The sequence below is a fragment of the Kosakonia sp. CCTCC M2018092 genome, assembly GCF_003864115.1.
Lineage (GTDB): Bacteria > Pseudomonadota > Gammaproteobacteria > Enterobacterales > Enterobacteriaceae > Kosakonia > Kosakonia cowanii.
In genome coordinates, this window is sequence record NZ_CP034225.1 from 3774569 (window position 1) to 3796625 (window position 22057).

Sequence of the window (22057 nt, forward strand, 5' to 3'; positions counted from 1 at the left end):
CGCGATCCCTCTTTGTCATGGATAACGCGTTATGATCAGCGTATTCGATATTTTTAAGATCGGTATCGGTCCCTCCAGCTCGCACACCGTCGGCCCCATGAAAGCCGGCAAACAGTTCACCGATGATTTGATTGCCCGCGGCCTGCTGCGCGACGTCACCCGCGTGGTGGTTGACGTTTACGGCTCGCTCTCCCTGACCGGCAAAGGCCACCATACGGATATCGCCATTATTATGGGGCTGGCCGGGAACCTGCCGGATAGCGTCAATATTGATGCGATCCCGGGCTTTATTCAGGATGTGAATACGCACGGCCGCCTGCTGCTGGCGAACGGCGAGCACGAAGTGGAGTTCCCGGTCGATCACTGCATGAATTTCCATGCCGACAACCTCTCGCTGCATGAGAACGGTATGCGCATCACGGCGCTGGCGGGCGAAACGGTGCTCTACAGCCAGACCTACTACTCGATTGGCGGCGGTTTTATTGTCGACGAAGCGCACTTCGGCCAGACCACCAGCGCGCCGGTGGAGGTGCCTTACCCCTATAAAAACGCAGCCGATTTGCAGCGTCACTGCCAGGAAAGCGGGCTTTCCCTCTCCGGCCTGATGATGAAAAACGAGCTGGCGCTGCACAGAAAAGAGGAGCTGGAGCAGCACCTGGCGCGTGTCTGGGAAGTGATGCACGGCGGCATTGAGCGTGGCATCAACACCGAAGGCGTGCTGCCGGGTCGACTGCGCGTGCCGCGTCGTGCCGCCGCGCTGCGCCGCATGCTGGTCAGCAGTGATAAAACCACCACCGATCCGATGGCGGTTGTCGACTGGATCAATATGTTCGCGCTGGCGGTCAATGAAGAGAACGCCGCCGGTGGCCGCGTGGTGACCGCGCCAACTAACGGTGCCTGCGGTATTGTCCCGGCGGTGCTGGCCTATTACGACAAGTTTATCCGCGAAGTGAACGCTAACTCGCTGGCACGCTATCTGCTGGTCGCCAGCGCCATCGGTTCGCTTTATAAGATGAATGCCTCGATCTCCGGCGCAGAAGTGGGCTGCCAGGGGGAAGTGGGCGTCGCCTGCTCAATGGCGGCTGCGGGTCTGGCTGAGCTGCTCGGTGCCAGCCCGGCGCAGGTATGCATTGCGGCGGAAATCGGTATGGAGCACAACCTCGGTCTGACCTGCGATCCCGTCGCCGGCCAGGTGCAGGTGCCCTGCATTGAGCGTAATGCCATTGCCTCGGTTAAAGCGGTCAACGCTGCGCGTATGGCGCTGCGCCGCACCAGCGAGCCGCGCGTCTGCCTTGATAAAGTGATCGAGACGATGTACGAAACCGGGAAAGATATGAACGCCAAGTACCGCGAAACCTCCCGCGGTGGGCTGGCGATGAAGGTCGTTACCTGCGATTAACCTGCCTGACAGATGCCTCGTTTTGCGAGGCATCTTCCTGAATAGTCACCGTTTCATAGCCTCGTAAAGCGGGCAATGTTACCCTTAGCGCTCGCTTACAAGGAGGGTATCCGTGGCTCATCTGCTTATTGTCGACGCACTCAATCTTATCCGCCGTATTCATGCGGTGCAGGGTTCACCCTGCGCGGAGACCTGTCTGCACGCGCTCGAGCAACTGATTGTGCATAGCAAGCCGACCCACGCGGTGGCGGTGTTCGATGATGAAGCGCGCAATCAGGGCTGGCGTCACCAGTTGCTGCCGGACTATAAGGCGGGCCGACCGCCGATGCCGGAGCCGCTGCATCAGGAGATGCCCGCCCTGCGCGCAGCGTTTGAGCAGCGCGGCATTCGCTGCTGGGCGACGCCGGGCAATGAAGCCGACGATCTCGCCGCCACGCTGGCGGTAAAAATGGCGCAGGCGGGGCAAGAGGCGACGATTGTCTCGACGGACAAAGGCTACTGCCAGTTGCTCTCGCCCACCATCCGCATCCGCGACTACTTCCAGAAACGCTGGCTCGATGCGCCGTTTATTGACCAGGAGTATGGCGTTACGCCGCAGCAGTTGCCGGACTACTGGGGGCTGGCGGGCATCAGCAGTTCAAAAGTGCCGGGCGTCGCCGGGATCGGGCCGAAAAGCGCCACCCAGTTGCTCAGCTCTTTTCCCACGCTGGAAGCGCTGTATGACAATCTTGCCGAGGTGCCAGAGAAGTGGCGGCAGAAGCTGGAGGCGCATCGCGAGATGGCCTTTATCTGCCGGGATGTGGCGCGTCTGCAAACGGATCTACAGCTTGATGGCAACCTGCAGCAGCTGCGCCTGACGCGCTAAGCTTCGCCCGCGCACTGGCGGGCAGCAGGCCGGTTACGCTTTATAGGGGTGATGTTTCAGCCAGTGCTCGGCGATCTCCTGGCGGCGGCAGATCCACACCTTGTCGTGGCGCTGCACGTAATCAAGAAAACGTTGCAGGGCACGAAACCGCCCCGGTCGCCCCAGCAGGCGGCAGTGCATGCCGATCGACATCATCTTCGGTGCCGTTTCGCCTTCGGCATAGAGCACATCGAAGCTATCTTTCAGGTAGGTATAAAACTGCTCGGCGGTGTTAAAGCCCTGCGCGGTGGCAAAGCGCATGTCGTTGGCATCCAGCGTGTAGGGCACAATCAGATGCGGTTTCTCGCCGACGGTGGTCCAGAAGGGCAGATCGTCGCCGTAGTAGTCGCTGTCATAGAGAAAATCACCCTGCTCCACCACCAGCGCGCGAGTATTTGGGCTGTCGCGCCCGGTATACCAGCCGAGCGGGCGTTTGCCGAACAGCGTTTGCAGGATCTCAACCGCCTGCTGCATGTGCTGGCGCTCGGTCTGGATATCGAGATCCTGATAGTGGATCCAGCGCCAGCCGTGGCTCACCACGTCATAATCCGCCGCCTTGATCGCCTCAACGATTGCCGGGTTACGTGCCAGCGCCATCGCCACGCCAAACACCGTTAACGGCAGGCCGCGCTGCTGAAACTCCTGATGGATGCGCCAGAAACCGGCGCGCGAACCATACTCATAGAGGGAGTCCATCGACATATGGCGCGCCGGGTAGCTGGCCGCGCCGATGATGTCGGAGAGAAACTGCTCCGAGCCGCTGTCGCCGTGCAGAACATGGTTCTCGCCGCCCTCTTCAAAATTAAGCACAAACTGCACGGCAATACGCGCGCCGCCCGGCCACTGTGCGTGCGGCGGTTTGCCAGCGTAGCCCGCCATATCGCGCGGGTAGTCGGCAGTAAAGTGCCAGAAGGGAGTCTCGGTTGCTGCTTGCATGCTGATTCGACCTCTTAACCGGGGCCGCCTTCAGCTGAGCATATCGAAGCATCCTGAAAGCGGCTTTTTATTGGGATACGCGAGATCGCCATATTTACTGGTGCCGAAACCGAGGGCGAGCAGGGATTCAACCATTTTGACCGCCGCCGTTACACCGTCGATCACCGGGATGCCCAACTCCTGCGTCAGCTCCCTGGCAAGATTCGCCATGCCGCCGCATCCCAGCACAATCGCCCCGCTTCCATCCTCGCGTTTGGCTTGTATACAACGCTCGCGTACCTTTTGCTGAGCAAGACCCGTGCCATCTTCCAAAGCCAGCACCGGTAAATCGATGGCGTGCAGCGCGGCGCAGTGATGTTCAAAGCCATACTGACGCAGTAAATGGCGGGCGATGATCACCGTGCGCGGCAGCGTGGTGACAATCGAGAAGCGCGTCGCCACCAGCGTCGCCATATGCATCGCCGCTTCGGCAATGCCGATAACCGGGCCGCTCGCCAGCTCGCGCGCAGCCAGCAGTCCCGGGTCGCCAAAGCAGGCGATTACGTGCCCCTGCGCGCCCTGTGCTTTGCCCTGCTTTACCTGCTCCAGCACGCCGATGGCGGCAATTGCTTCATCGAAATGGCCCTCAATCGATTCCACGCCCTGCGTCGGGCAGCTGGCGAGAATGGTTGTGCCCGGCGAGGCGATGCGGCGCGCGGCGCTGGCTATGGTTTCGGTCATCTCCGGGCTGGTGTTGGGGTTGATGACTTGTATACAAAATGCGCTCATTGCGGCTCTCCTTGGGTGCCAAACAGGCGGGTAAAATCGGGCAGCGTTTCGCCGCTTCGCTCAAAGCGCAGGCTGGAAACAATGTGGTCGAAGTGGTGCGCCATGGCGTGCTCGAGGCCCGCCAGGTCTTTGTTACGTAACAGTTCGATCAGCTTATCGTGATCGTGACAGCGGCAGCCCTGCTGCCACGGCGCGCCCCAGGCGGCAATCACCAGCGAGGAGCGCTGCGTCAGAGTGGTGATAATGTCGGTCACAACCGCATTGCCCGATATCGCCTGCAATTGAATGTGGAAAGCCGCCGAGTGGCGAATGGCCGCCGCGCCATCATGCTGCTGGTGCGCAGCCTCCTCCTCGGCAATGATTGCCTCCAGCGCTACCAGATGCGGTGGTTGCAGATGCGCCAGCACCTGCGGCAGGTTGGCGCACTCGATCATTTTGCGCGTGGCGAAGATCTCTTTTGACTCATCGATGCCAGGATTCGCGACAAATGCACCGCGCCTGGGCGCGATGGTGATCATTTGCACCGTTGCAAGGCGCGTGAGCACTTTACGAATGCCGGTGCGGCTGACGCCAAATACCTCCGCCAGCGCCTCTTCCGGCAGCTTACTGCCCGGCGGCAACTGGTGCTCAACAATGGCCGTTAACAGCGATTGCCAGATGAAATGCTCTCTCTCTTCCCGATCCGCAGGCGCCTGTAGCCCGGTGTAATGGTTCATAACCTGATTCCTGTGTGACGCAGCATTGCCTTTTTTGTATACGTTTTTTATCCATCTTGTATACAAAAAATCCAAACCTGGCCTGGTTAATGCAATAGCCGATAGCAGACCTGTGAACGCTATCGCTATTTAAAGGAGCAGATTCCATGCCAAACCCTGAACCGCAGTACGATGCTCGTTATAGCCCAAGATTGACCAACGAGGACCTTGCCCCGACTCGCCAGCAAAACTGGACCTGGTACAACATCTTTTCGTTCTGGATGTCCGATGTGCATAGCATGGGCGGCTATGTGGTTGCCGCCAGCTTCTTTGCCTTAGGGCTCGCCAGCTGGCAGGTGCTGCTCTGCCTGTTGGTGGGGATCTGTATTGTGCAGCTCTGTGCAAACCTGGTGGCGAAGCCGAGCCAGATGACCGGCGTGCCCTATGCGGTGATTTGCCGCCAGGCATTTGGCGTCTTCGGTGCCAATATTCCGGCGGTGATCCGCGGGCTTATCGCCTTCGCCTGGTACGGTATTCAAACCTATCTCGCCGCCAATGCTCTGATGCTGGTGGCGCTGAAATTCTGGCCTTCGCTCGGCGCGCTGACAAGCAGCCACTTTCTGGGGCTGTCGACGCTGGGCTGGATCTGCTTCGGCATTATGTGGGCGCTACAGGCGCTGGTTTTCTGGCACGGAATGAGCGCGATCAAACGCTTTATTGATGTCGCCGGACCGGCGGTCTATGTGGTGATGATGGCGCTGGCGGGCTGGATCCTCTACCAGACCGGTTTTGACGGCATCTCCTTTACCCTTGCCAGCAAAACGCTGACGCCGGGTGAGCAAGCGTGGCAGATGATCACCGCCACGGCGCTGGTAGTCTCCTACTTCTCCGGCCCGCTGCTCAACTTTGGCGACTTCTCCCGCTACGGTAAAAGCATGCAGGCGATCCGCCGCGGCAACCGCTGGGGTCTACCCTTCAACTTCCTGCTCTTCTCGATTGTGACGGTAGTTATTGTCTCGGGAACGCAATCGCTGTTTGGCAAAATGATCACCGATCCAATTGAAACCGTCAGCCACGTCGGCAGCGATCTGGCGATGGCGATTGGCCTGCTGACCATGATTACCGCCACCATCGGCATTAATATCGTGGCCAACTTCGTCTCGCCGGCCTTTGATTTTTCTAACTGCGCGCCGCAGAAGATCAGCTTCCGTACCGGGGGGATGATTGCCGCGGTCGGCTCTGTGCTGCTGACGCCGTGGAACCTGTTCCAGTCGCCGGAGTTGATCCACTACACGCTGGATGTGCTCGGTGCCTGCATCGGCCCGCTGTTTGGCATTCTGCTGGCAGACTTCTACCTGATTAAACGCGGCAAGGTGTTTGTCGACGATCTCTTTACCGTCTCCCCGAACGGGCGTTACTGGTACAAAAACGGCTTTAACCCTAAAGCGATTGCTGCGCTGCTGCCGTCGGTGATGGTAGGCCTGGTGATCAGCTTTATTCCGGCGCTGCATGAAGTGGCAAACTTCAGCTGGTTTATCGGCGTCTTTCTCGGTGCAGGCTGCTACTGCTGGCTGGCGCGTCATGAGCGCGCGGGCGTGGAGAGCGGATTTATCGCGCAGCGCGCGGTGGTGAAGGAGTAGAAACGACGAAGGCCTGAATCATTGCTGATTCAGGCCTTCTGAATAGTGGCGGAACGGACGGGACTCGAACCCGCGACCCCCTGCGTGACAGGCAGGTATTCTAACCGACTGAACTACCGCTCCGCGTTGTGTTCCTGTTAGGGAACGAGGCGCATATTACGTATTGCGCCTGGTGCCGTCAACGCTTTTTCTCTTGTTTTGAATCGTTTGCTGCAAAAATCGCCCACGGGCTGATTTTTCACGGTTAATAAATGAATTTAGCCGCGCCAGAGGCAACTTCCGCCCTTTTTCTGTACTAAATCGAGGCGCGATTCATGGGCCATCAGCTCTTCATCACTGGCTAAAACAACCCGCAGTTTGTTTGCCTGGCGCACAACGCGCTGGATCCCCGCTTCGCCTGACTGATTCTGACTCTCGCCCTCCATCGAAAATTTTATCGATGTCTGGCCGCCGGTCATCATCAGATAGACGTCGGCAAGAATTTGGGAGTCGAGAAGTGCGCCGTGCAGCGTTCGCTTGCTGTTATCGATTTCGTAACGCGAGCAGAGCGCATCGAGGCTGTTACGCTTGCCCGGGAACATCCTGCGCGCCAGCGCCAGGCTGTCGGTAATTTTGCAGAAGGTTTCAGTTTTCGGAATTCCACGGTTCAGCTTGCTGAACTCATAATCCATAAAGCCGATATCAAACGAGGCGTTATGGATCACCAGCTCCGCGCCGCGGATATAGTCGATAAACTCATCGGCAATATCGCCGAAGGTCGGCTTATCCAGCAGGAACTCGTCGGCGATGCCGTGAACGCCAAACGCTTCCGGGTCCACCAGCCGATCGGGCTTCAGGTAGACGTGATAGTTATTGCCGGTCAGGCGGCGGTTTATCACCTCTACCGCACCGATCTCAATGATCTTATGCCCTTCGTAGTGCGCACCGATTTGGTTCATACCGGTGGTTTCGGTATCGAGGACGATCTGTCGTGTAATTGCAGTGCTCATAGCGGCCATTTATGTCAGACTTGTCGTTTTCAACTCAGGAAGTCTACCAGAGATGCTCAAACAGGTAGAAATTTTCACCGACGGATCGTGCCTCGGCAATCCGGGACCGGGTGGATATGGCGCCATTTTACGTTATCGCGGACATGAACGGACCTTCAGCGAAGGCTACCGTTTAACCACCAACAATCGCATGGAGCTGATGGCAGCGATTGTCTCCCTTGAAGCGCTGAAAGAGCACTGCGAAGTGGTGCTCAGCACCGACAGCCAGTATGTGCGCCAGGGCATTACCCAGTGGATCCACAACTGGAAAAAACGCGGCTGGAAAACGGCGGATAAGAAGCCGGTTAAAAACGTCGACCTGTGGAAGCGGCTCGATGCAGCGCTCAGCCAGCATCAAATCCGCTGGGAGTGGGTAAAAGGCCACGCCGGGCATCCGGAAAACGAACGCTGCGATGAGCTGGCGCGCGCGGCGGCGATGAATCCCACCCAGGAAGATGTCGGTTACCAGCCGGAAACCCTGGCTTAAGACTGCCGTGTCGCGCCAACGGCCTGCGGCACGCGCGCTCGTGAGCGGCTCTGCTTTAACGGGTTGAGCGTCAGCGGAATGGTGCGTTTGCGAGCCACAATCAGCTGCATACAGCCCAACGCTGGCAGATGCGCGCTCAGCAGCTTTCCGCCCTGCTTCGTCCAGGGCAACACGCGAAAGCGGCTATAATGAAGCACTTCAAAATTGAGCAGCGAGAGCCAGTCAAACTGGCGCGTGAGGGTGAACATTCGGCTTTTGACCGCCGGTGAGCGGCGCGCAAACGGCACCGCTTTGCAGACGCCTAACAGGCTAACGGGATTAAACCCGCTCATCACCAGCCAGCCGTCGTCAATCAGCACGCGATCGACCTCCTGCAACAGCCGGTGGGGATCGGGGCACCAGGGCAGCGTATGGGCCAGCAGGCAGGCATCGACCGACTTCTCTGCAAACGGCAAAGAGAGCGGATCCGCGCGCACCTGCGCCGGTTCGCCTGCCAGCGAGACATTAACCTGGTGGGAGATCGCGCAGCTTTCAAGGTTGATTTCCGCGCTGAGGTTGCCAATCTTAAGCAGGTGAAAACCATACATTTTCGCCAGCCACGGTTTGAGCTCCTCCTCCAGCGCCTGGCGGTAATAAGCACCTTTTGGGAGTGCGCCCCAGCTTACGGGCGCGACGAGTTTTCGGGGAGTCCTTGCCGGCTTCATTACAACCTTCCGCTACGCTTTGAGAGGTAATTTATGAATCTTAACAGTATTCCCGCGTTTCAGGACAACTACATCTGGGTGTTGAGCGAGGATGACGGGGGCTGCCTGATCGTCGATCCGGGCGAGGCCGCCCCGGTGCTGCGCGCCATTGAAGAGCACCAGTGGCAACCCGAAGCTATTCTGCTGACGCATCACCATAACGACCATGTCGGCGGTGTGCAGGCTCTGCGTGACGCTTTCCCTGATGTAGTGGTTTATGGGCCAGCAGAGACACAACATAAGGGCGCTACACAGGTCGTTGCCGAAGGCGATACGGTCACCGTTTTAGGCCAGGATTTCTCGGTCTTCGCCACCCCAGGTCACACTTTAGGACATATCTGTTTCTTCAGTTTCCCTTACCTTTTTTGCGGCGATACGCTCTTCTCTGGCGGCTGTGGAAGATTATTCGAAGGGACGGCAACGCAGATGTATCAATCCTTCTGTAAAATTAACGCCCTTCCCGACGACACGGTGATTTGTTGCGCACATGAATACACTTTAGGGAATATGAAGTTTGCGATCAGCGTGTTGCCGCAAGACAGAGACGTTCAGGAATACTATAAGAAAGTGAGTGAGTTACGTGCTAAAAACGAAAAAACACTCCCTGTAATTCTGAAAAATGAGCGGAAAATAAATTTATTTTTACGCACGGAAGATGCTGATTTAATTGAAGTAATAAATCAAGAACGCGTATTGCAACATCCAGAGGAGCGTTTCGCCTGGTTACGGGCAAAGAAAGATGCTTTCTGACATTGCGGGTTGCCTTTTGAAAACATCGCCGTTATCATCGCTCGTCTTTTAAGCAACTACTATTGACACACACATGAAGGCAAAAGCGATATTACTCGCCTCTGTCCTGCTCGTGGGGTGCCAGGCGTCGCAGCGCGACGGTTCGGTACAACAGCACGCACAGAGCCTTTCTGCAGCTGGTCAAGGGGAAGCTGGGAAGTTCACAAGTCAGGCACGCTGGATGGACGACGGAACACTCGCCGACCAAACGGATAGCAACTTGTGGGCCTCTATAAGCGACGAGCTAAAGATGGGAATTCCGGAAAACAGCCGGATTCGCGAACAGAAACTGAAGTATTTAAACAATAAGAGCTATCTCCACGATGTAACTTTACGGGCAGAGCCGTATATGTACTGGATAGCTGGGCAAGTTAAAAAACGTAACATGCCCATGGAACTGGTACTACTACCCATAGTGGAGAGCGCTTTTAACCCGCACGCAACGTCTGGTGCCAATGCCGCAGGCATTTGGCAAATCATTCCGAGCACAGGGCGAAATTATGGTTTAAAACAGACACGCAGCTACGATGCGCGTCGTGACATTGTGGCCTCTACCACGGCCGCACTCGACATGATGCAGCGTCTTAACCGTATGTTTGACGGCGACTGGTTACTGACCGTTGCCGCCTACAACAGCGGTGAAGGCCGCGTGCTGAAGGCAATTAAAGCGAACAAAGCGCAGGGGAAACCCACCGATTTTTGGTCGCTGTCATTGCCTTATGAAACAAAGATTTATGTGCCTAAGATGCTGGCGTTGAGCGATCTTCTCAAAAACAGCAAACGCTATGGCATTAATCTGCCGACGCCGGACGAAAGCCGTGCGCTGGCGCGTGTCAGGCTGAGTAGCCCGGTAGAAGTGGGTCAGCTGGCTGAAATGGCGGGAATTTCCGTCAACAAACTGAAGGCCTTTAACGCAGGCGTTAAAGGTTCGACGTTGGGTTCAGCCGGTCCACAGTACGTGATGGTGCCGAAGAAACATGCAGATCAGCTGCGTGAATCGCTGGCATCCGGCGAAATCGCCGCTGTACAGCCGACGCTGGTTGCGGATAACACCCCGCTCTCCAGCAAGAGCTACAAGGTTCGCTCAGGCGATACGATCTCAGGCATCGCGTCACGCCTCGGCGTAAGCGCGAAGGATCTGAAGCAGTGGAATAATCTGCGCGGCGCGAACCTGAAGGTGGGTCAAAACCTGACGGTTGGTGCAGGCAGCAGCGCACAACGTCTTGCCAGCAACAGCGATAGCATTACCTATCGCGTGCGCAAAGGTGATTCGTTGTCGAGTATCGCGAAACGTCACGGCGTGAACATCAAAGATGTGATGCGCTGGAACACCGATACCTCGAATCTGCGGCCGGGCGATCAAATCACGCTCTTCGTGAAGAACAGCGCGACGCCGGACTCCTGACCTGAAGCAATAAAAAAAGCACCGTCTCCCCACGGTGCTTTTTTTTATCTTTTTTTCGCCCTACTTGCCGGAAGGGAGCGGGCTGAACTCTACCAGCAGCGGGTTGTGATCCGATGCGCGGGTCACCAGCACCGACGCCTCATCAACGTTTAAGCCACGATAGAAGACAAAATCGAGCGGTCGGCCAAAGGCTCGCCTGCGGTTATCGTCGGTGAATCGTACCTGCCGCAGCGCCATTTCGCGTGCGAAACGGTAGAGGGCGTTCATGCGCGGGCGGCTCCAGGCGTTAAAATCCCCGGCCATAATCACCGGGCCATCGTGACGACCAATCTGGTCGCCAATCGGCAGCAACTGCTTGCTGTAAACATCGACACCGAGACTGAAGTTGACCGCATGAACATTCACCACCATCAGATTACGGCTGTCCGGCAGCGGGTAGACCGTCACGAGGGCTGACTTTGCCAGCCGCAGAATCGGCTCACGCTCGCGCAGAGGGCAGCAGTAGACCGGATGGGCAGAAGAGAGCGTCATCACGCCTGAGGGGTGCTGAGGCAGCACAAAGGCGGGAACCTGATCGGCAGCAAGGTAGTTGCTGGTTGCGAAACTCACCAGTTCAGGCGTCGTCTGCGCTTCCTGCAACAGAACCAGGTGTGCATCTTTGCCGAAACTTTGCAGCACCGAGAGCCACTCCGCCCGCTGCTGCTTGAAGATGTTCCATACCAGTACGCGGATCTTTTCATCCTGGCTAAGAGGAACCCCGGCAGGTAAAGCCTGACCAATACTGGCGAACGATCCCGGCGGTAAAATGCGCTCCGCAGGTTGTCCGGCAACATATCGCATAGCGTAAGTATTTTTCGCCACTTCGGCTTTAAACCTCTTCGATTTCCGCGCCCGAAAAAGGGGCGTCATTCAGTTATAGGGATTGTAGACCATAGTTTCAACGAATAATCACCAGAAAAGCGCCAGCTTGTATAGGTGCCATTGACCTTTAGGCCGCGCGATGGCGTTGCGACACGCGGCGTGGTTAAATACACGCGCATGAATAATCTCGTTGAAATGTTGCTACAGAGGCAATAATGAAAACCACCTCGGAAGAACTCGCCATTTTTGTCGCGGTCGTGGAGAGCGGCAGTTTTAGCCGTGCGGCTGAACGTCTTGGTCAGGCAAACTCTGCCATTAGCCGGGCGGTGAAGAAGCTGGAGAATAAGCTCGGCGTTAACCTGCTCAATCGCACCACTCGCCAGCTTAGCCTCACTGAAGAGGGCGAGCGCTATTTCCGTCGCGTACAAACGGTGCTGCAGGAGATGGCGGCGGCGGAAAATGAGGTGATGGAGAATAAATCGGTGCCGCGCGGCACGCTGCGTATCGATGCCGCCACGCCGGTAGTGCTGCATTTTTTAATGCCGCTGATTAAGCCGTTTCGTGAACGTTACCCGGAGATCAGCCTGTCGCTGGTCTCGAGCGAAACCTTTATCAACCTGATTGAACGTAAAGTGGATGTTGCTATTCGCGTCGGCAAGCTGACTGATTCCAGCCTGCGCGCGCGTCCGCTCTTTAAGAGCTACCGCAAAATTATCGCTTCGCCCGAATACCTTGCCCGTTACGGTACGCCTGAAACGGTTGAGGATTTGCAAAACCATGTCTGCCTCGGCTTTACGGAGCCGGTATCGCTGAATACCTGGCCGGTGGCTGCGGCCGATGGGCAACTGCTGGAGGTAACGCCTACGCTTGCCTCTAACAGCGGTGAAACCCTTAAACACCTCTGCCTGAGCGGCAACGGTATCGCCAGCCTGTCGGATTATATGATTGATAAAGAGCTGGCGAGCGGCGAACTGGTTGCGCTGATGTCAGACAAACTGCTGCCGGTAGAGATGCCCTTCAGCGCCGTCTACTATAGCGATCGGGCGGTGAGCACGCGTATTCGCGCCTTTATCGACTTTGTCAGCGAGCATGTGCCGCAGACGGGCAGATAAAAAAAACGGGAGCCAGGCTCCCGTCACGTTGCTGATTAATCCCACTCAGGCGCAAGCCCTTCCGGGCTGACCAGCCGGTCGTTGCAATCCAGCGCGGCGATGGCGGCTCTGTCATCCGCATCCAGTTTGAGCGTCTTCGCTTGCAGGTTGCTCGCCAGGTTTTCGCGTTTGGTTGAGGATGGAATCACTGCGTATCCCTCTCCCATCGCCCATGCCAGGATCACCTGCGCTGGCGTTGCGCTGTGCTTTTGCGCTATGCCAGCAATCGTGGCATCTTTCAGTGCTTTACCATACGCCAGCGTCATATAGGAGGTGATGTGGATCCCGTGCTCTTTTGCCCACTGTGCCACTTTACGGTTTTGCAGATAGGGAGAGAGCTCAATCTGGTTAGTGGCAATGTTTTCCGCCCCAACAGCCGCAATCGCCTGCTCCATCAACCCAATCGTGAAGTTGGAGACGCCAATCTGGCGCGTTAGCCCCTGCGCTTTGGCGTTCATCAACTGCTGCATCGACTCGGCAACCGGCACCGCTGCGCCCGGCGACGGCCAGTGAATCAGCGTCAAATCAACATAGTCGGTGCCTAACTTCTTCAGGCTCTCTTGCAGGCTTGGGATCAGCTGCCCTTCGCCCAGGTTTTCAGTCCAGATTTTGGTGGTGATAAACAGCGATTCCCGCGCGACGCCACTCTGCGCCAGCGCTTCACCAATGGCGGCTTCGTTACCATAAATCTGCGCGGTATCAATCACGCGATAGCCCAGTTCAAGGGCGGTCTTCACCGAGGCGATTACCGCCTCATCGGTTAAACGGAAGGTCCCCAGACCAAATGCAGGGATAGACATATCAATTCCTCTCTCATTATTTCTTAACAGATGGCTTGATTATGGTGAGTTGAGCTCGGGGGAAAAAGAGGCGGGAATGCAGAGGATATTTGCCGCAGCGGCAATAGTGCTAAAAGTAGTGACTTGCATATTGAAAGTCACTATGTCACTTTGTTGCGGCATGTTTACTACAGCAGATACCAATATGAAAAATGAAGCGCTTTACCAGGCTCCCTGCCCTATTGCCCGAAGTCTGGGACGCATTGGTGATAGCTGGAGCATGATTATCCTACGCGACGCCTTCGCAGGGTTTACCCGTTTTGATGAGTTCCAGAAAAACGCCAATATTGCGCCGAACATTCTCTCCCGGCGCCTGAAGGAGCTGGTTGAAGAGGGGTTGCTTGAAAAGGTGAGCTACAGCACAACCCCGCCGCGCTATGAATATCACCTCACGCCGTTAGGCTATGATTTTCGTCCAGTCATCATCGCGCTGGCGCAGTGGGGAAACCGCCATTTCTCACCTGAAGGCCCACAGATGATGCTGGTTGAGCGGGAAACCGCGCGCCCCGTTGAGGCGATCCTCGTCGATAAAGTCACCGGCGAAGCCATAACCCCTGAAAAGTACGCCATGGTGCCAGGCCCGGCAGCGTCGCCGGTTCTCCACTATCGTCATCAATATTTGCAACGTAAGCAGGCCGGGGAGACGTCGCTGAAATATGCGCCACAATTAGAGATGAATAAGGAGGAGTAAATATGAGCATTTCGCAAAAGCGCGTCGTTATAACCGGTATGGGCATCGTCAGCCCGTTGGGCTGTGGCCTTTCCCACGTCTGGTCATCATTGGTTGAGGGCAAATCAGGTATTTCCCGCCTTGACGACGAAATGGTCGACGATATTGCCTGCAAAGTGGCAGGCCAGGTCCCTTCGATTGAAGAGGATCCGCATCACGGTTTTGATCCCTTAAGCACGATCCCGGCGAAAGAACGCAAAAAAATGGATCGTTTTATTGAGTTTGCACTGGTGGCAGCGAAAGAAGCGCTGACGCAGGCAAACTGGGTTCCGCAGGAGGAGGCGCAGCGCGATCGAACCGCAACGGTTATTGCCACCGGGATCGGTGGCTTCAGCGAGATCACCAATGCGGTGCGCACCACAGATTCGCGCGGGCCACGCAAGCTCTCTCCGTTTACCGTTCCCTCTTTCCTCGCTAACCTTGCAGCTGGCCATGTCTCTATCAAGTATGGTTTTCGCGGCCCGATCGGTGCGCCCGTTTCGGCCTGTGCGGCCGGCGCGCAGGCAATTGGTGATGCCGCGCGGTTGATACGCAGCGGTGAGGCCGATATCGCCTTATGCGGCGGCAGTGAAGCAGCGATCCATCGGGTCAGCCTTGCGGGATTTGCGGCGGCGCGCGCGCTGTCGAGCGGTTTTAACGATCAACCGACAACGGCTTCACGCCCATTTGATCGCGATCGTGATGGATTTGTGATGGGTGAAGGTGCCGGGCTGCTGGTGATTGAATCGCTCGAACATGCTCTGGCGCGCGGCGCGACGCCGCTGGCGGAACTGGTAGGGTATGGAACAAGCGCGGATGCGCATCATCTCACTGCTGGCCCGGAAGACGGTAACGGTGCCGCACGGGCGATGGAAGCCGCGATCCGGCAGGCGGGCATTTCAGTCTCCGACATTCAGCATATTAATGCTCATGCGACGTCTACTCCGGTTGGCGATAAAGGCGAACTGGCAGCGATAAAAAGTGTGTTTGGTGCGGATAGTAGGGTAGCAATCACCTCCACTAAGTCAGCGACGGGGCATCTTTTGGGTGCGGCGGGCGGTATTGAGGCGATTTTCACGATTCAGGCGTTACGTGAACAGATTGCTCCACCGACGCTCAATTTACATCATCCGGATGAGAAGGCCGATGGGTTAAATCTGGTGGCGCTTTCCGCGCGACCGCTTGAGATTCGCTACGCGATGTCGAATGGGTTTGGCTTCGGCGGGGTGAATGCCAGTTTGCTGTTAAAGCGCTGGGAAGAGTAAATGACAGGGCCGTTTGGCCCTTTTTTCACAAATTGCAGACGAAAAAAAACCGTATCTCGTGAGAGATACGGTTCTTAAAATAAGTGGCGGAACGGACGGGACTCGAACCCGCGACCCCCTGCGTGACAGGCAGGTATTCTAACCGACTGAACTACCGCTCCACCGAATTTTTCTACAACCACCGGTTTGTTGCCCCGGTTTACTGCTTAATTTGATGCCTGGCAGTTCCCTACTCTCGCATGGGGAGACCCCACACTACCATCGGCGCTACGGCGTTTCACTTCTGAGTTCGGCATGGGGTCAGGTGGGACCACCGCGCTAGTGCCGCCAGGCAAATTCTTTGTGCCCGGAACGTCTCTTTTACCCTGATGCGGCGTTGGCTGCGCTCGTAAAGTCAGTCACATACTTCAGTATGCTCCTTCCTTTCCGTCACTTGCCGCCTTGCCTCAGTGCAAAAGCGTTCGTTCCTTCAAATCTGGTATCAGCTGAAAATCTGTCTCTCACCGCCAAAACATCTTCGGCGTTGTAAGGTTAAGCCTCACGGTTCATTAGTACCGGTTAGCTCAACGCATCGCTGCGCTTACACACCCGGCCTATCAACGTCGTCGTCTTCAACGTTCCTTCAGGAGACTTAAAGTCTCAGGGAGAACTCATCTCGGGGCAAGTTTCGTGCTTAGATGCTTTCAGCACTTATCTCTTCCGCATTTAGCTACCGGGCAGTGCCATTGGCATGACAACCCGAACACCAGTGATGCGTCCACTCCGGTCCTCTCGTACTAGGAGCAGCCCCCCTCAATTCTCCAGCGCCCACGGCAGATAGGGACCGAACTGTCTCACGACGTTCTAAACCCAGCTCGCGTACCACTTTAAATGGCGAACAGCCATACCCTTGGGACCTACTTCAGCCCCAGGATGTGATGAGCCGACATCGAGGTGCCAAACACCGCCGTCGATATGAACTCTTGGGCGGTATCAGCCTGTTATCCCCGGAGTACCTTTTATCCGTTGAGCGATGGCCCTTCCATTCAGAACCACCGGATCACTATGACCTGCTTTCGCACCTGCTCGCGCCGTCACGCTCGCAGTCAAGCCAGCTTATGCCATTGCACTAACCTCCTGATGTCCGACCAGGATTAGCTGACCTTCGTGCTCCTCCGTTACGCTTTAGGAGGAGACCGCCCCAGTCAAACTACCCACCAGACACTGTCCGCAACCCGGATTACGGGTCCACGTTAGAACATCAAACATTAAAGGGTGGTATTTCAAGGTTGGCTCCACGCAGACTGGCGTCCACGCTTCAAAGCCTCCCACCTATCCTACACATCAAGGCTCAATGTTCAGTGTCAAGCTATAGTAAAGGTTCACGGGGTCTTTCCGTCTTGCCGCGGGTACACTGCATCTTCACAGCGAGTTCAATTTCACTGAGTCTCGGGTGGAGACAGCCTGGCCATCATTACGCCATTCGTGCAGGTCGGAACTTACCCGACAAGGAATTTCGCTACCTTAGGACCGTTATAGTTACGGCCGCCGTTTACCGGGGCTTCGATCAAGAGCTTCACCTTGCGGTTGACCCCATCAATTAACCTTCCGGCACCGGGCAGGCGTCACACCGTATACGTCCACTTTCGTGTTTGCACAGTGCTGTGTTTTTAATAAACAGTTGCAGCCAGCTGGTATCTTCGACTGGTTTCAGCTCCGCGAGCAAGTCGCTTCACCTACGCACCAGCGTGCCTTCTCCCGAAGTTACGGCACCATTTTGCCTAGTTCCTTCACCCGAGTTCTCTCAAGCGCCTTGGTATTCTCTACCTGACCACCTGTGTCGGTTTGGGGTACGATTTCGTGTTACCTGATGCTTAGAGGCTTTTCCTGGAAGCAGGGCATTTGTCACTTCAGCACCGTAGTGCCTCGTCATCACGCCTCAGTGTTAAAGTGAACCGGATTTACCTGGAACACACACCTACACGCTTAAACCGGGACAACCGTCGCCCGGCCGACATAGCCTTCTCCGTCCCCCCTTCGCAGTAACACCAAGTACAGGAATATTAACCTGTTTCCCATCGACTACGCCTTTCGGCCTCGCCTTAGGGGTCGACTCACCCTGCCCCGATTAACGTTGGACAGGAACCCTTGGTCTTCCGGCGAGCGGGCTTTTCACCCGCTTTATCGTTACTTATGTCAGCATTCGCACTTCTGATACCTCCAGCATGCCTCACAGCACACCTTCAACGGCTTACAGAACGCTCCCCTACCCAACAACACATAGTGTCGCTGCCGCAGCTTCGGTGCATGGTTTAGCCCCGTTACATCTTCCGCGCAGGCCGACTCGACCAGTGAGCTATTACGCTTTCTTTAAATGATGGCTGCTTCTAAGCCAACATCCTGGCTGTCTGGGCCTTCCCACATCGTTTCCCACTTAACCATGACTTTGGGACCTTAGCTGGCGGTCTGGGTTGTTTCCCTCTTCACGACGGACGTTAGCACCCGCCGTGTGTCTCCCGTGATAACATTCTCCGGTATTCGTAGTTTGCATCGGGTTGGTAAGCCGGGATGGCCCCCTAGCCGAAACAGTGCTCTACCCCCGGAGATGAATTCACGAGGCGCTACCTAAATAGCTTTCGGGGAGAACCAGCTATCTCCCGGTTTGATTGGCCTTTCACCCCCAGCCACAGGTCATCCGCTAATTTTTCAACATTAGTCGGTTCGGTCCTCCAGTTAGTGTTACCCAACCTTCAACCTGCCCATGGCTAGATCACCGGGTTTCGGGTCTATACCCTGCAACTTAACGCCCAGTTAAGACTCGGTTTCCCTGCGGCTCCCCTATACGGTTAACCTTGCTACAGAATATAAGTCGCTGACCCATTATACAAAAGGTACGCAGTCACCCCATAAAAGAGGCTCCCACTGCTTGTACGTACACGGTTTCAGGTTCTGTTTCACTCCCCTCGCCGGGGTTCTTTTCGCCTTTCCCTCACGGTACTGGTTCACTATCGGTCAGTCAGGAGTATTTAGCCTTGGAGGATGGTCCCCCCATATTCAGACAGGATACCACGTGTCCCGCCCTACTCATCGAGCTCACAGCAAGAGTGCTTTTGTGTACGGGGCTGTCACCCTGTATCGCGCGACTTTCCAGACGCTTCCACTAACACTCAGGCTGATTCAGGCTCTGGGCTGTTCCCCGTTCGCTCGCCGCTACTGGGGGAATCTCGGTTGATTTCTTTTCCTCGGGGTACTTAGATGTTTCAGTTCCCCCGGTTCGCCTCGTTAACCTATGTATTCAGTTAACGATAGTGCAACGGATTGCACTGGGTTTCCCCATTCGGACATCGCCGGCTGTAACGGTTCATATCACCTTACCGGCGCTTTTCGCAGATTAGCACGTCCTTCATCGCCTCTGACTGCCAGGGCATCCACCGTGTACGCTTAGTCGCTTAACCTCACAACCCGAAGATGTTTCGTAAAACATCATCAGTTGCGAAAATTTGAGAGACTCACGGAACAATTCGCATTGTTCTGTGTTTCAATTTTCAGCTTGATCCAGATTTTTAAAGAGCAAAACTTCGCAGCACACACAGAATGTGTACTCTGAAGTTTTCTTGTGACGAACAGTGAGGATGGTGGAGCTATGCGGGATCGAACCGCAGACCTCCTGCGTGCAAAGCAGGCGCTCTCCCAGCTGAGCTATAGCCCCATCGTAGTTAAACTCTGTACCTTGAATTCGTTTCCGGGCGCGGCGTGATGGAGCGAAGCATACGTAATGTATGTGAGCTTCAGCACAACAAAGCACGGGAGCGAATTTGGTAGGCCTGAGTGGACTTGAACCACCGACCTCACCCTTATCAGGGGTGCGCTCTAACCACCTGAGCTACAAGCCTGCAGAGATTTTCACTGCTCGTTATTTTTCATCAGACAATCTGTGTGGACACTGCAGGGAAAGGTTCTTTAAGGTAAGGAGGTGATCCAACCGCAGGTTCCCCTACGGTTACCTTGTTACGACTTCACCCCAGTCATGAATCACAAAGTGGTAAGCGCCCTCCCGAAGGTTAAGCTACCTACTTCTTTTGCAACCCACTCCCATGGTGTGACGGGCGGTGTGTACAAGGCCCGGGAACGTATTCACCGTGACATTCTGATTCACGATTACTAGCGATTCCGACTTCATGGAGTCGAGTTGCAGACTCCAATCCGGACTACGACGCACTTTATGAGGTCCGCTAGCTCTCGCGAGATTGCTTCTCTTTGTATGCGCCATTGTAGCACGTGTGTAGCCCTGGTCGTAAGGGCCATGATGACTTGACGTCATCCCCACCTTCCTCCAGTTTATCACTGGCAGTCTCCTTTGAGTTCCCGGCCGGACCGCTGGCAACAAAGGATAAGGGTTGCGCTCGTTGCGGGACTTAACCCAACATTTCACAACACGAGCTGACGACAGCCATGCAGCACCTGTCTCACAGTTCCCGAAGGCACCAATCCATCTCTGGAAAGTTCTGTGGATGTCAAGACCAGGTAAGGTTCTTCGCGTTGCATCGAATTAAACCACATGCTCCACCGCTTGTGCGGGCCCCCGTCAATTCATTTGAGTTTTAACCTTGCGGCCGTACTCCCCAGGCGGTCGACTTAACGCGTTAGCTCCGGAAGCCACGCCTCAAGGGCACAACCTCCAAGTCGACATCGTTTACGGCGTGGACTACCAGGGTATCTAATCCTGTTTGCTCCCCACGCTTTCGCACCTGAGCGTCAGTCTTCGTCCAGGGGGCCGCCTTCGCCACCGGTATTCCTCCAGATCTCTACGCATTTCACCGCTACACCTGGAATTCTACCCCCCTCTACGAGACTCAAGCCTGCCAGTTTCGGATGCAGTTCCCAGGTTGAGCCCGGGGATTTCACATCCGACTTGACAGACCGCCTGCGTGCGCTTTACGCCCAGTAATTCCGATTAACGCTTGCACCCTCCGTATTACCGCGGCTGCTGGCACGGAGTTAGCCGGTGCTTCTTCTGCGGGTAACGTCAATCGACGCGGTTATTAACCGCATCGCCTTCCTCCCCGCTGAAAGTACTTTACAACCCGAAGGCCTTCTTCATACACGCGGCATGGCTGCATCAGGCTTGCGCCCATTGTGCAATATTCCCCACTGCTGCCTCCCGTAGGAGTCTGGACCGTGTCTCAGTTCCAGTGTGGCTGGTCATCCTCTCAGACCAGCTAGGGATCGTCGCCTAGGTGAGCCGTTACCCCACCTACTAGCTAATCCCATCTGGGCACATCTGATGGCAAGAGGCCCGAAGGTCCCCCTCTTTGGTCTTGCGACGTTATGCGGTATTAGCTACCGTTTCCAGTAGTTATCCCCCTCCATCAGGCAGTTTCCCAGACATTACTCACCCGTCCGCCACTCGTCAGCGAAGCAGCAAGCTGCTTCCTGTTACCGTTCGACTTGCATGTGTTAGGCCTGCCGCCAGCGTTCAATCTGAGCCATGATCAAACTCTTCAATTTAAAGTTTGATGCTCATCGAATTAAACCGTAATGAATTACGTGTTCACCCGTGAGACTTGGTATTCATTTATCGTCCGAGGACGTTAAGAATCCATGTCACCTGAGTGCCCACACAGATTGTCTGATAAATTGTTAAAGAGCAGTTGCGACGCGCTTCAGCGCTCTGTCGCGAGGTGGCGTATATTACGCTTTCCTCTTTCAGAGTCAACCCTGAATTTCAGGATTTTTTCTCTTCCGACTTAACGTCGCTGCAAGCTGTTGTTTGCTTAGCGCCGTGTCGATGGAGGCGCATTATAGGGAGCCTACGAGGAATGACAAGCGGAAAAATGCATTTTTATTTCAACCGCTCATCTTTTCAACATAACGGCTATTTTTGGTGCTTTTTAATCGCTGCAGGCAGCTCCGCAAGGCTATTTAGCACCCAATCTGCACTTTTTTCAGCCTCTGGCGTTACTGGCTTACCGGTACGCACCAATACTTTCGTGCCGACATTAGCTGCCGCACCCGCCTGCATATCTTCCATTTTGTCGCCCACTATATAAGAAGCAGCCATATCAATGTGCAGGAAGTCACGCGCAGAGATCAGCATCCCCGGCTGCGGCTTACGGCAATCGCACTCCTGGCGATACTCCTCTACGCTCGCTTCAGGATGATGCGGGCAATAGTAGATACCATCAAAATCGACATCGCGATCGGCAAGAGACCAGTCCATCCATTCGGTCAGCGTCTCAAACTGCGCTTCACTATATAACCCACGCGCAATACCGGACTGGTTGGTGACGAGCACCAGCGCATAGCCCATCGCTTTTAATTCACGCATGGCATCAATGACGCCATCGATAAACTCGAAGTTATCGATCTCATGAACATAGCCGTGATCGATGTTAATCGTGCCGTCACGATCGAGAAAAATAGCGGGTACTAAAGTTGCCAAAGGTTTACTCCTGATAA

The 22057-nt window shown here is 55.6% G+C and carries 17 protein-coding genes, 4 tRNA genes and 3 rRNA genes; 9 read left to right on the forward strand and 15 right to left on the reverse strand.

Annotation, left to right across the window (positions count from 1 at the left end; all coding sequences use genetic code 11):
* Window positions 1–31 precede the first annotated feature (31 nt).
* Together EH164_RS17945 and xni are read left to right on the forward strand one after the other, a co-directional pair.
* A complete protein-coding gene (locus EH164_RS17945; RefSeq protein ID WP_124969635.1) occupies window positions 32–1399 on the forward strand; it encodes an L-serine ammonia-lyase in 1368 nt (455 codons plus the stop codon).
* A 112-nt stretch (window positions 1400–1511) separates the two neighbouring features.
* The gene (gene xni / locus EH164_RS17950; protein WP_124969637.1) at window positions 1512–2264 is read left to right on the forward strand and encodes a flap endonuclease Xni; all 753 of its coding nucleotides are present in this window, start codon (window positions 1512–1514) and stop codon (window positions 2262–2264) included.
* 33 nt (window positions 2265–2297) lie between these two features.
* Here the strand turns inward: xni and puuE are convergent, their stop codons facing one another.
* Genes puuE through EH164_RS17965 form a run of 3 tightly spaced genes read right to left on the reverse strand, consistent with a single transcriptional unit; the run spans window position 2298 to window position 4723 of the window.
* Window positions 2298–3239, reverse strand: a complete 942-nt coding sequence (gene puuE / locus EH164_RS17955; RefSeq protein WP_124969639.1) for an allantoinase PuuE — start codon at window positions 3237–3239, stop codon at window positions 2298–2300.
* A gap of 30 nt (window positions 3240–3269) precedes the next feature.
* Window positions 3270–4007: an aspartate/glutamate racemase family protein gene (locus EH164_RS17960; RefSeq protein WP_124969641.1), complete on the reverse strand. Its 738-nt coding sequence runs from the start codon at window positions 4005–4007 to the stop codon at window positions 3270–3272.
* Window positions 4004–4723: a GntR family transcriptional regulator gene (locus tag EH164_RS17965; RefSeq protein ID WP_124969643.1), complete on the reverse strand. Its 720-nt coding sequence runs from the start codon at window positions 4721–4723 to the stop codon at window positions 4004–4006. The genes EH164_RS17960 and EH164_RS17965 overlap by 4 nt, the downstream gene beginning before the upstream one ends.
* A 146-nt stretch (window positions 4724–4869) precedes the next feature.
* On the opposite strand from EH164_RS17965, the gene EH164_RS17970 reads away from it, so the two are divergent.
* A complete protein-coding gene (locus EH164_RS17970; protein ID WP_094419406.1) occupies window positions 4870–6342 on the forward strand; it encodes an NCS1 family nucleobase:cation symporter-1 in 1473 nt (490 codons plus the stop codon).
* A 46-nt stretch (window positions 6343–6388) separates the two neighbouring features.
* Here the strand turns inward: EH164_RS17970 and EH164_RS17975 are convergent.
* Window positions 6389–6465: transfer RNA gene (locus EH164_RS17975), tRNA-Asp, on the reverse strand.
* A 134-nt stretch (window positions 6466–6599) separates the two neighbouring features.
* Complete coding sequence (dnaQ, locus tag EH164_RS17980; protein ID WP_023479454.1) at window positions 6600–7331, reverse strand: DNA polymerase III subunit epsilon; 732 nt, start codon at window positions 7329–7331, stop codon at window positions 6600–6602.
* On the opposite strand from dnaQ, the gene rnhA reads away from it, so the two are divergent.
* Window positions 7285–7857: a ribonuclease HI gene (gene rnhA, locus EH164_RS17985; protein WP_161629337.1), complete on the forward strand. Its 573-nt coding sequence runs from the start codon at window positions 7285–7287 to the stop codon at window positions 7855–7857. The two genes, dnaQ and rnhA, sit on opposite strands and share 47 nt — an antisense overlap.
* On the opposite strand, the gene EH164_RS17990 is transcribed toward rnhA, so the two are convergent.
* Complete coding sequence (locus EH164_RS17990) at window positions 7854–8561, reverse strand: class I SAM-dependent methyltransferase (RefSeq protein ID WP_124969645.1); 708 nt, start codon at window positions 8559–8561, stop codon at window positions 7854–7856. The genes rnhA and EH164_RS17990 overlap by 4 nt on opposite strands.
* A 33-nt stretch (window positions 8562–8594) precedes the next feature.
* Between EH164_RS17990 and gloB the strand changes: the two genes are divergently transcribed.
* Window positions 8595–9350, forward strand: coding sequence for a hydroxyacylglutathione hydrolase (gene gloB / locus EH164_RS17995; protein WP_124969647.1), 756 nt, complete (start codon window positions 8595–8597; stop codon window positions 9348–9350).
* Window positions 9351–9423: 73 nt separating this feature from the next.
* A complete protein-coding gene (mltD, locus tag EH164_RS18000) occupies window positions 9424–10794 on the forward strand; it encodes a murein transglycosylase D (protein WP_124969649.1) in 1371 nt (456 codons plus the stop codon).
* 60 nt (window positions 10795–10854) lie between these two features.
* Here the strand turns inward: mltD and EH164_RS18005 are convergent, their stop codons facing one another.
* On the reverse strand, window positions 10855–11655 hold the full coding sequence (locus EH164_RS18005; RefSeq protein ID WP_071789488.1) for an endonuclease/exonuclease/phosphatase family protein: 801 nt from the start codon (window positions 11653–11655) through the stop codon (window positions 10855–10857).
* A gap of 215 nt (window positions 11656–11870) precedes the next feature.
* On the opposite strand from EH164_RS18005, the gene yafC reads away from it, so the two are divergent.
* Entirely contained in the window at window positions 11871–12767 is an 897-nt protein-coding gene (gene yafC / locus EH164_RS18010) for a DNA-binding transcriptional regulator YafC (RefSeq protein WP_042717373.1), read from the forward strand.
* A 35-nt stretch (window positions 12768–12802) separates the two neighbouring features.
* Here yafC and dkgB read toward each other — a convergent pair whose 3' ends face one another.
* On the reverse strand, window positions 12803–13606 hold the full coding sequence (gene dkgB / locus EH164_RS18015) for a 2,5-didehydrogluconate reductase DkgB (RefSeq protein WP_124969652.1): 804 nt from the start codon (window positions 13604–13606) through the stop codon (window positions 12803–12805).
* A 184-nt stretch (window positions 13607–13790) separates the two neighbouring features.
* On the opposite strand from dkgB, the gene EH164_RS18020 reads away from it, so the two are divergent.
* Window positions 13791–14336: a helix-turn-helix domain-containing protein gene (locus EH164_RS18020; protein WP_124969655.1), complete on the forward strand. Its 546-nt coding sequence runs from the start codon at window positions 13791–13793 to the stop codon at window positions 14334–14336.
* 2 nt (window positions 14337–14338) lie between these two features.
* Window positions 14339–15619 (forward strand): beta-ketoacyl-ACP synthase II, encoded by a 1281-nt coding sequence (fabF, locus tag EH164_RS18025; protein ID WP_124969658.1) that lies wholly within the window; start codon window positions 14339–14341, stop codon window positions 15617–15619.
* An 84-nt stretch (window positions 15620–15703) separates the two neighbouring features.
* On the opposite strand, the gene EH164_RS18030 is transcribed toward fabF, so the two are convergent.
* From EH164_RS18030 to gmhB, 7 genes are all read right to left on the reverse strand, one after another.
* Window positions 15704–15780: transfer RNA gene (locus tag EH164_RS18030), tRNA-Asp, on the reverse strand.
* A gap of 55 nt (window positions 15781–15835) precedes the next feature.
* Window positions 15836–15951 (reverse strand): 5S ribosomal RNA (gene rrf, locus EH164_RS18035).
* Between the two features lie 195 nt (window positions 15952–16146).
* A 23S ribosomal RNA gene (locus tag EH164_RS18040) occupies window positions 16147–19053 on the reverse strand.
* A 178-nt stretch (window positions 19054–19231) separates the two neighbouring features.
* A tRNA-Ala gene (locus tag EH164_RS18045) sits at window positions 19232–19307 on the reverse strand.
* A 107-nt stretch (window positions 19308–19414) separates the two neighbouring features.
* Window positions 19415–19491, reverse strand: a tRNA-Ile gene (locus EH164_RS18050).
* 73 nt (window positions 19492–19564) lie between these two features.
* Window positions 19565–21106, reverse strand: a 16S ribosomal RNA gene (locus EH164_RS18055).
* The 16S, 23S and 5S rRNA genes sit together here with 3 tRNA genes alongside, the layout of an rRNA operon.
* Window positions 21107–21473: 367 nt before the next feature.
* Window positions 21474–22040, reverse strand: coding sequence for a D-glycero-beta-D-manno-heptose 1,7-bisphosphate 7-phosphatase (gmhB, locus tag EH164_RS18060; protein ID WP_023480388.1), 567 nt, complete (start codon window positions 22038–22040; stop codon window positions 21474–21476).
* Window positions 22041–22057: the final 17 nt, after the last annotated feature.

Coding starts and splice junctions, on each gene's coding strand:
- EH164_RS17990 (WP_124969645.1), bottom strand. CDS start 8,561: ATGAAGCCGGCAAGGACTCCCCGAAAACTCGTCGCGCCCGTAAGCTGG.
- dkgB (WP_124969652.1), bottom strand. CDS start 13,606: ATGTCTATCCCTGCATTTGGTCTGGGGACCTTCCGTTTAACCGATGAG.
- mltD (WP_124969649.1), top strand. CDS start 9,424: ATGAAGGCAAAAGCGATATTACTCGCCTCTGTCCTGCTCGTGGGGTGC.
- dnaQ (WP_023479454.1), bottom strand. CDS start 7,331: ATGAGCACTGCAATTACACGACAGATCGTCCTCGATACCGAAACCACC.
- EH164_RS17960 (WP_124969641.1), bottom strand. CDS start 4,007: ATGAGCGCATTTTGTATACAAGTCATCAACCCCAACACCAGCCCGGAG.
- EH164_RS18020 (WP_124969655.1), top strand. CDS start 13,791: ATGAAAAATGAAGCGCTTTACCAGGCTCCCTGCCCTATTGCCCGAAGT.
- EH164_RS17965 (WP_124969643.1), bottom strand. CDS start 4,723: ATGAACCATTACACCGGGCTACAGGCGCCTGCGGATCGGGAAGAGAGA.
- fabF (WP_124969658.1), top strand. CDS start 14,339: ATGAGCATTTCGCAAAAGCGCGTCGTTATAACCGGTATGGGCATCGTC.
- gloB (WP_124969647.1), top strand. CDS start 8,595: ATGAATCTTAACAGTATTCCCGCGTTTCAGGACAACTACATCTGGGTG.
- EH164_RS17945 (WP_124969635.1), top strand. CDS start 32: ATGATCAGCGTATTCGATATTTTTAAGATCGGTATCGGTCCCTCCAGC.
- puuE (WP_124969639.1), bottom strand. CDS start 3,239: ATGCAAGCAGCAACCGAGACTCCCTTCTGGCACTTTACTGCCGACTAC.
- EH164_RS17970 (WP_094419406.1), top strand. CDS start 4,870: ATGCCAAACCCTGAACCGCAGTACGATGCTCGTTATAGCCCAAGATTG.
- yafC (WP_042717373.1), top strand. CDS start 11,871: ATGAAAACCACCTCGGAAGAACTCGCCATTTTTGTCGCGGTCGTGGAG.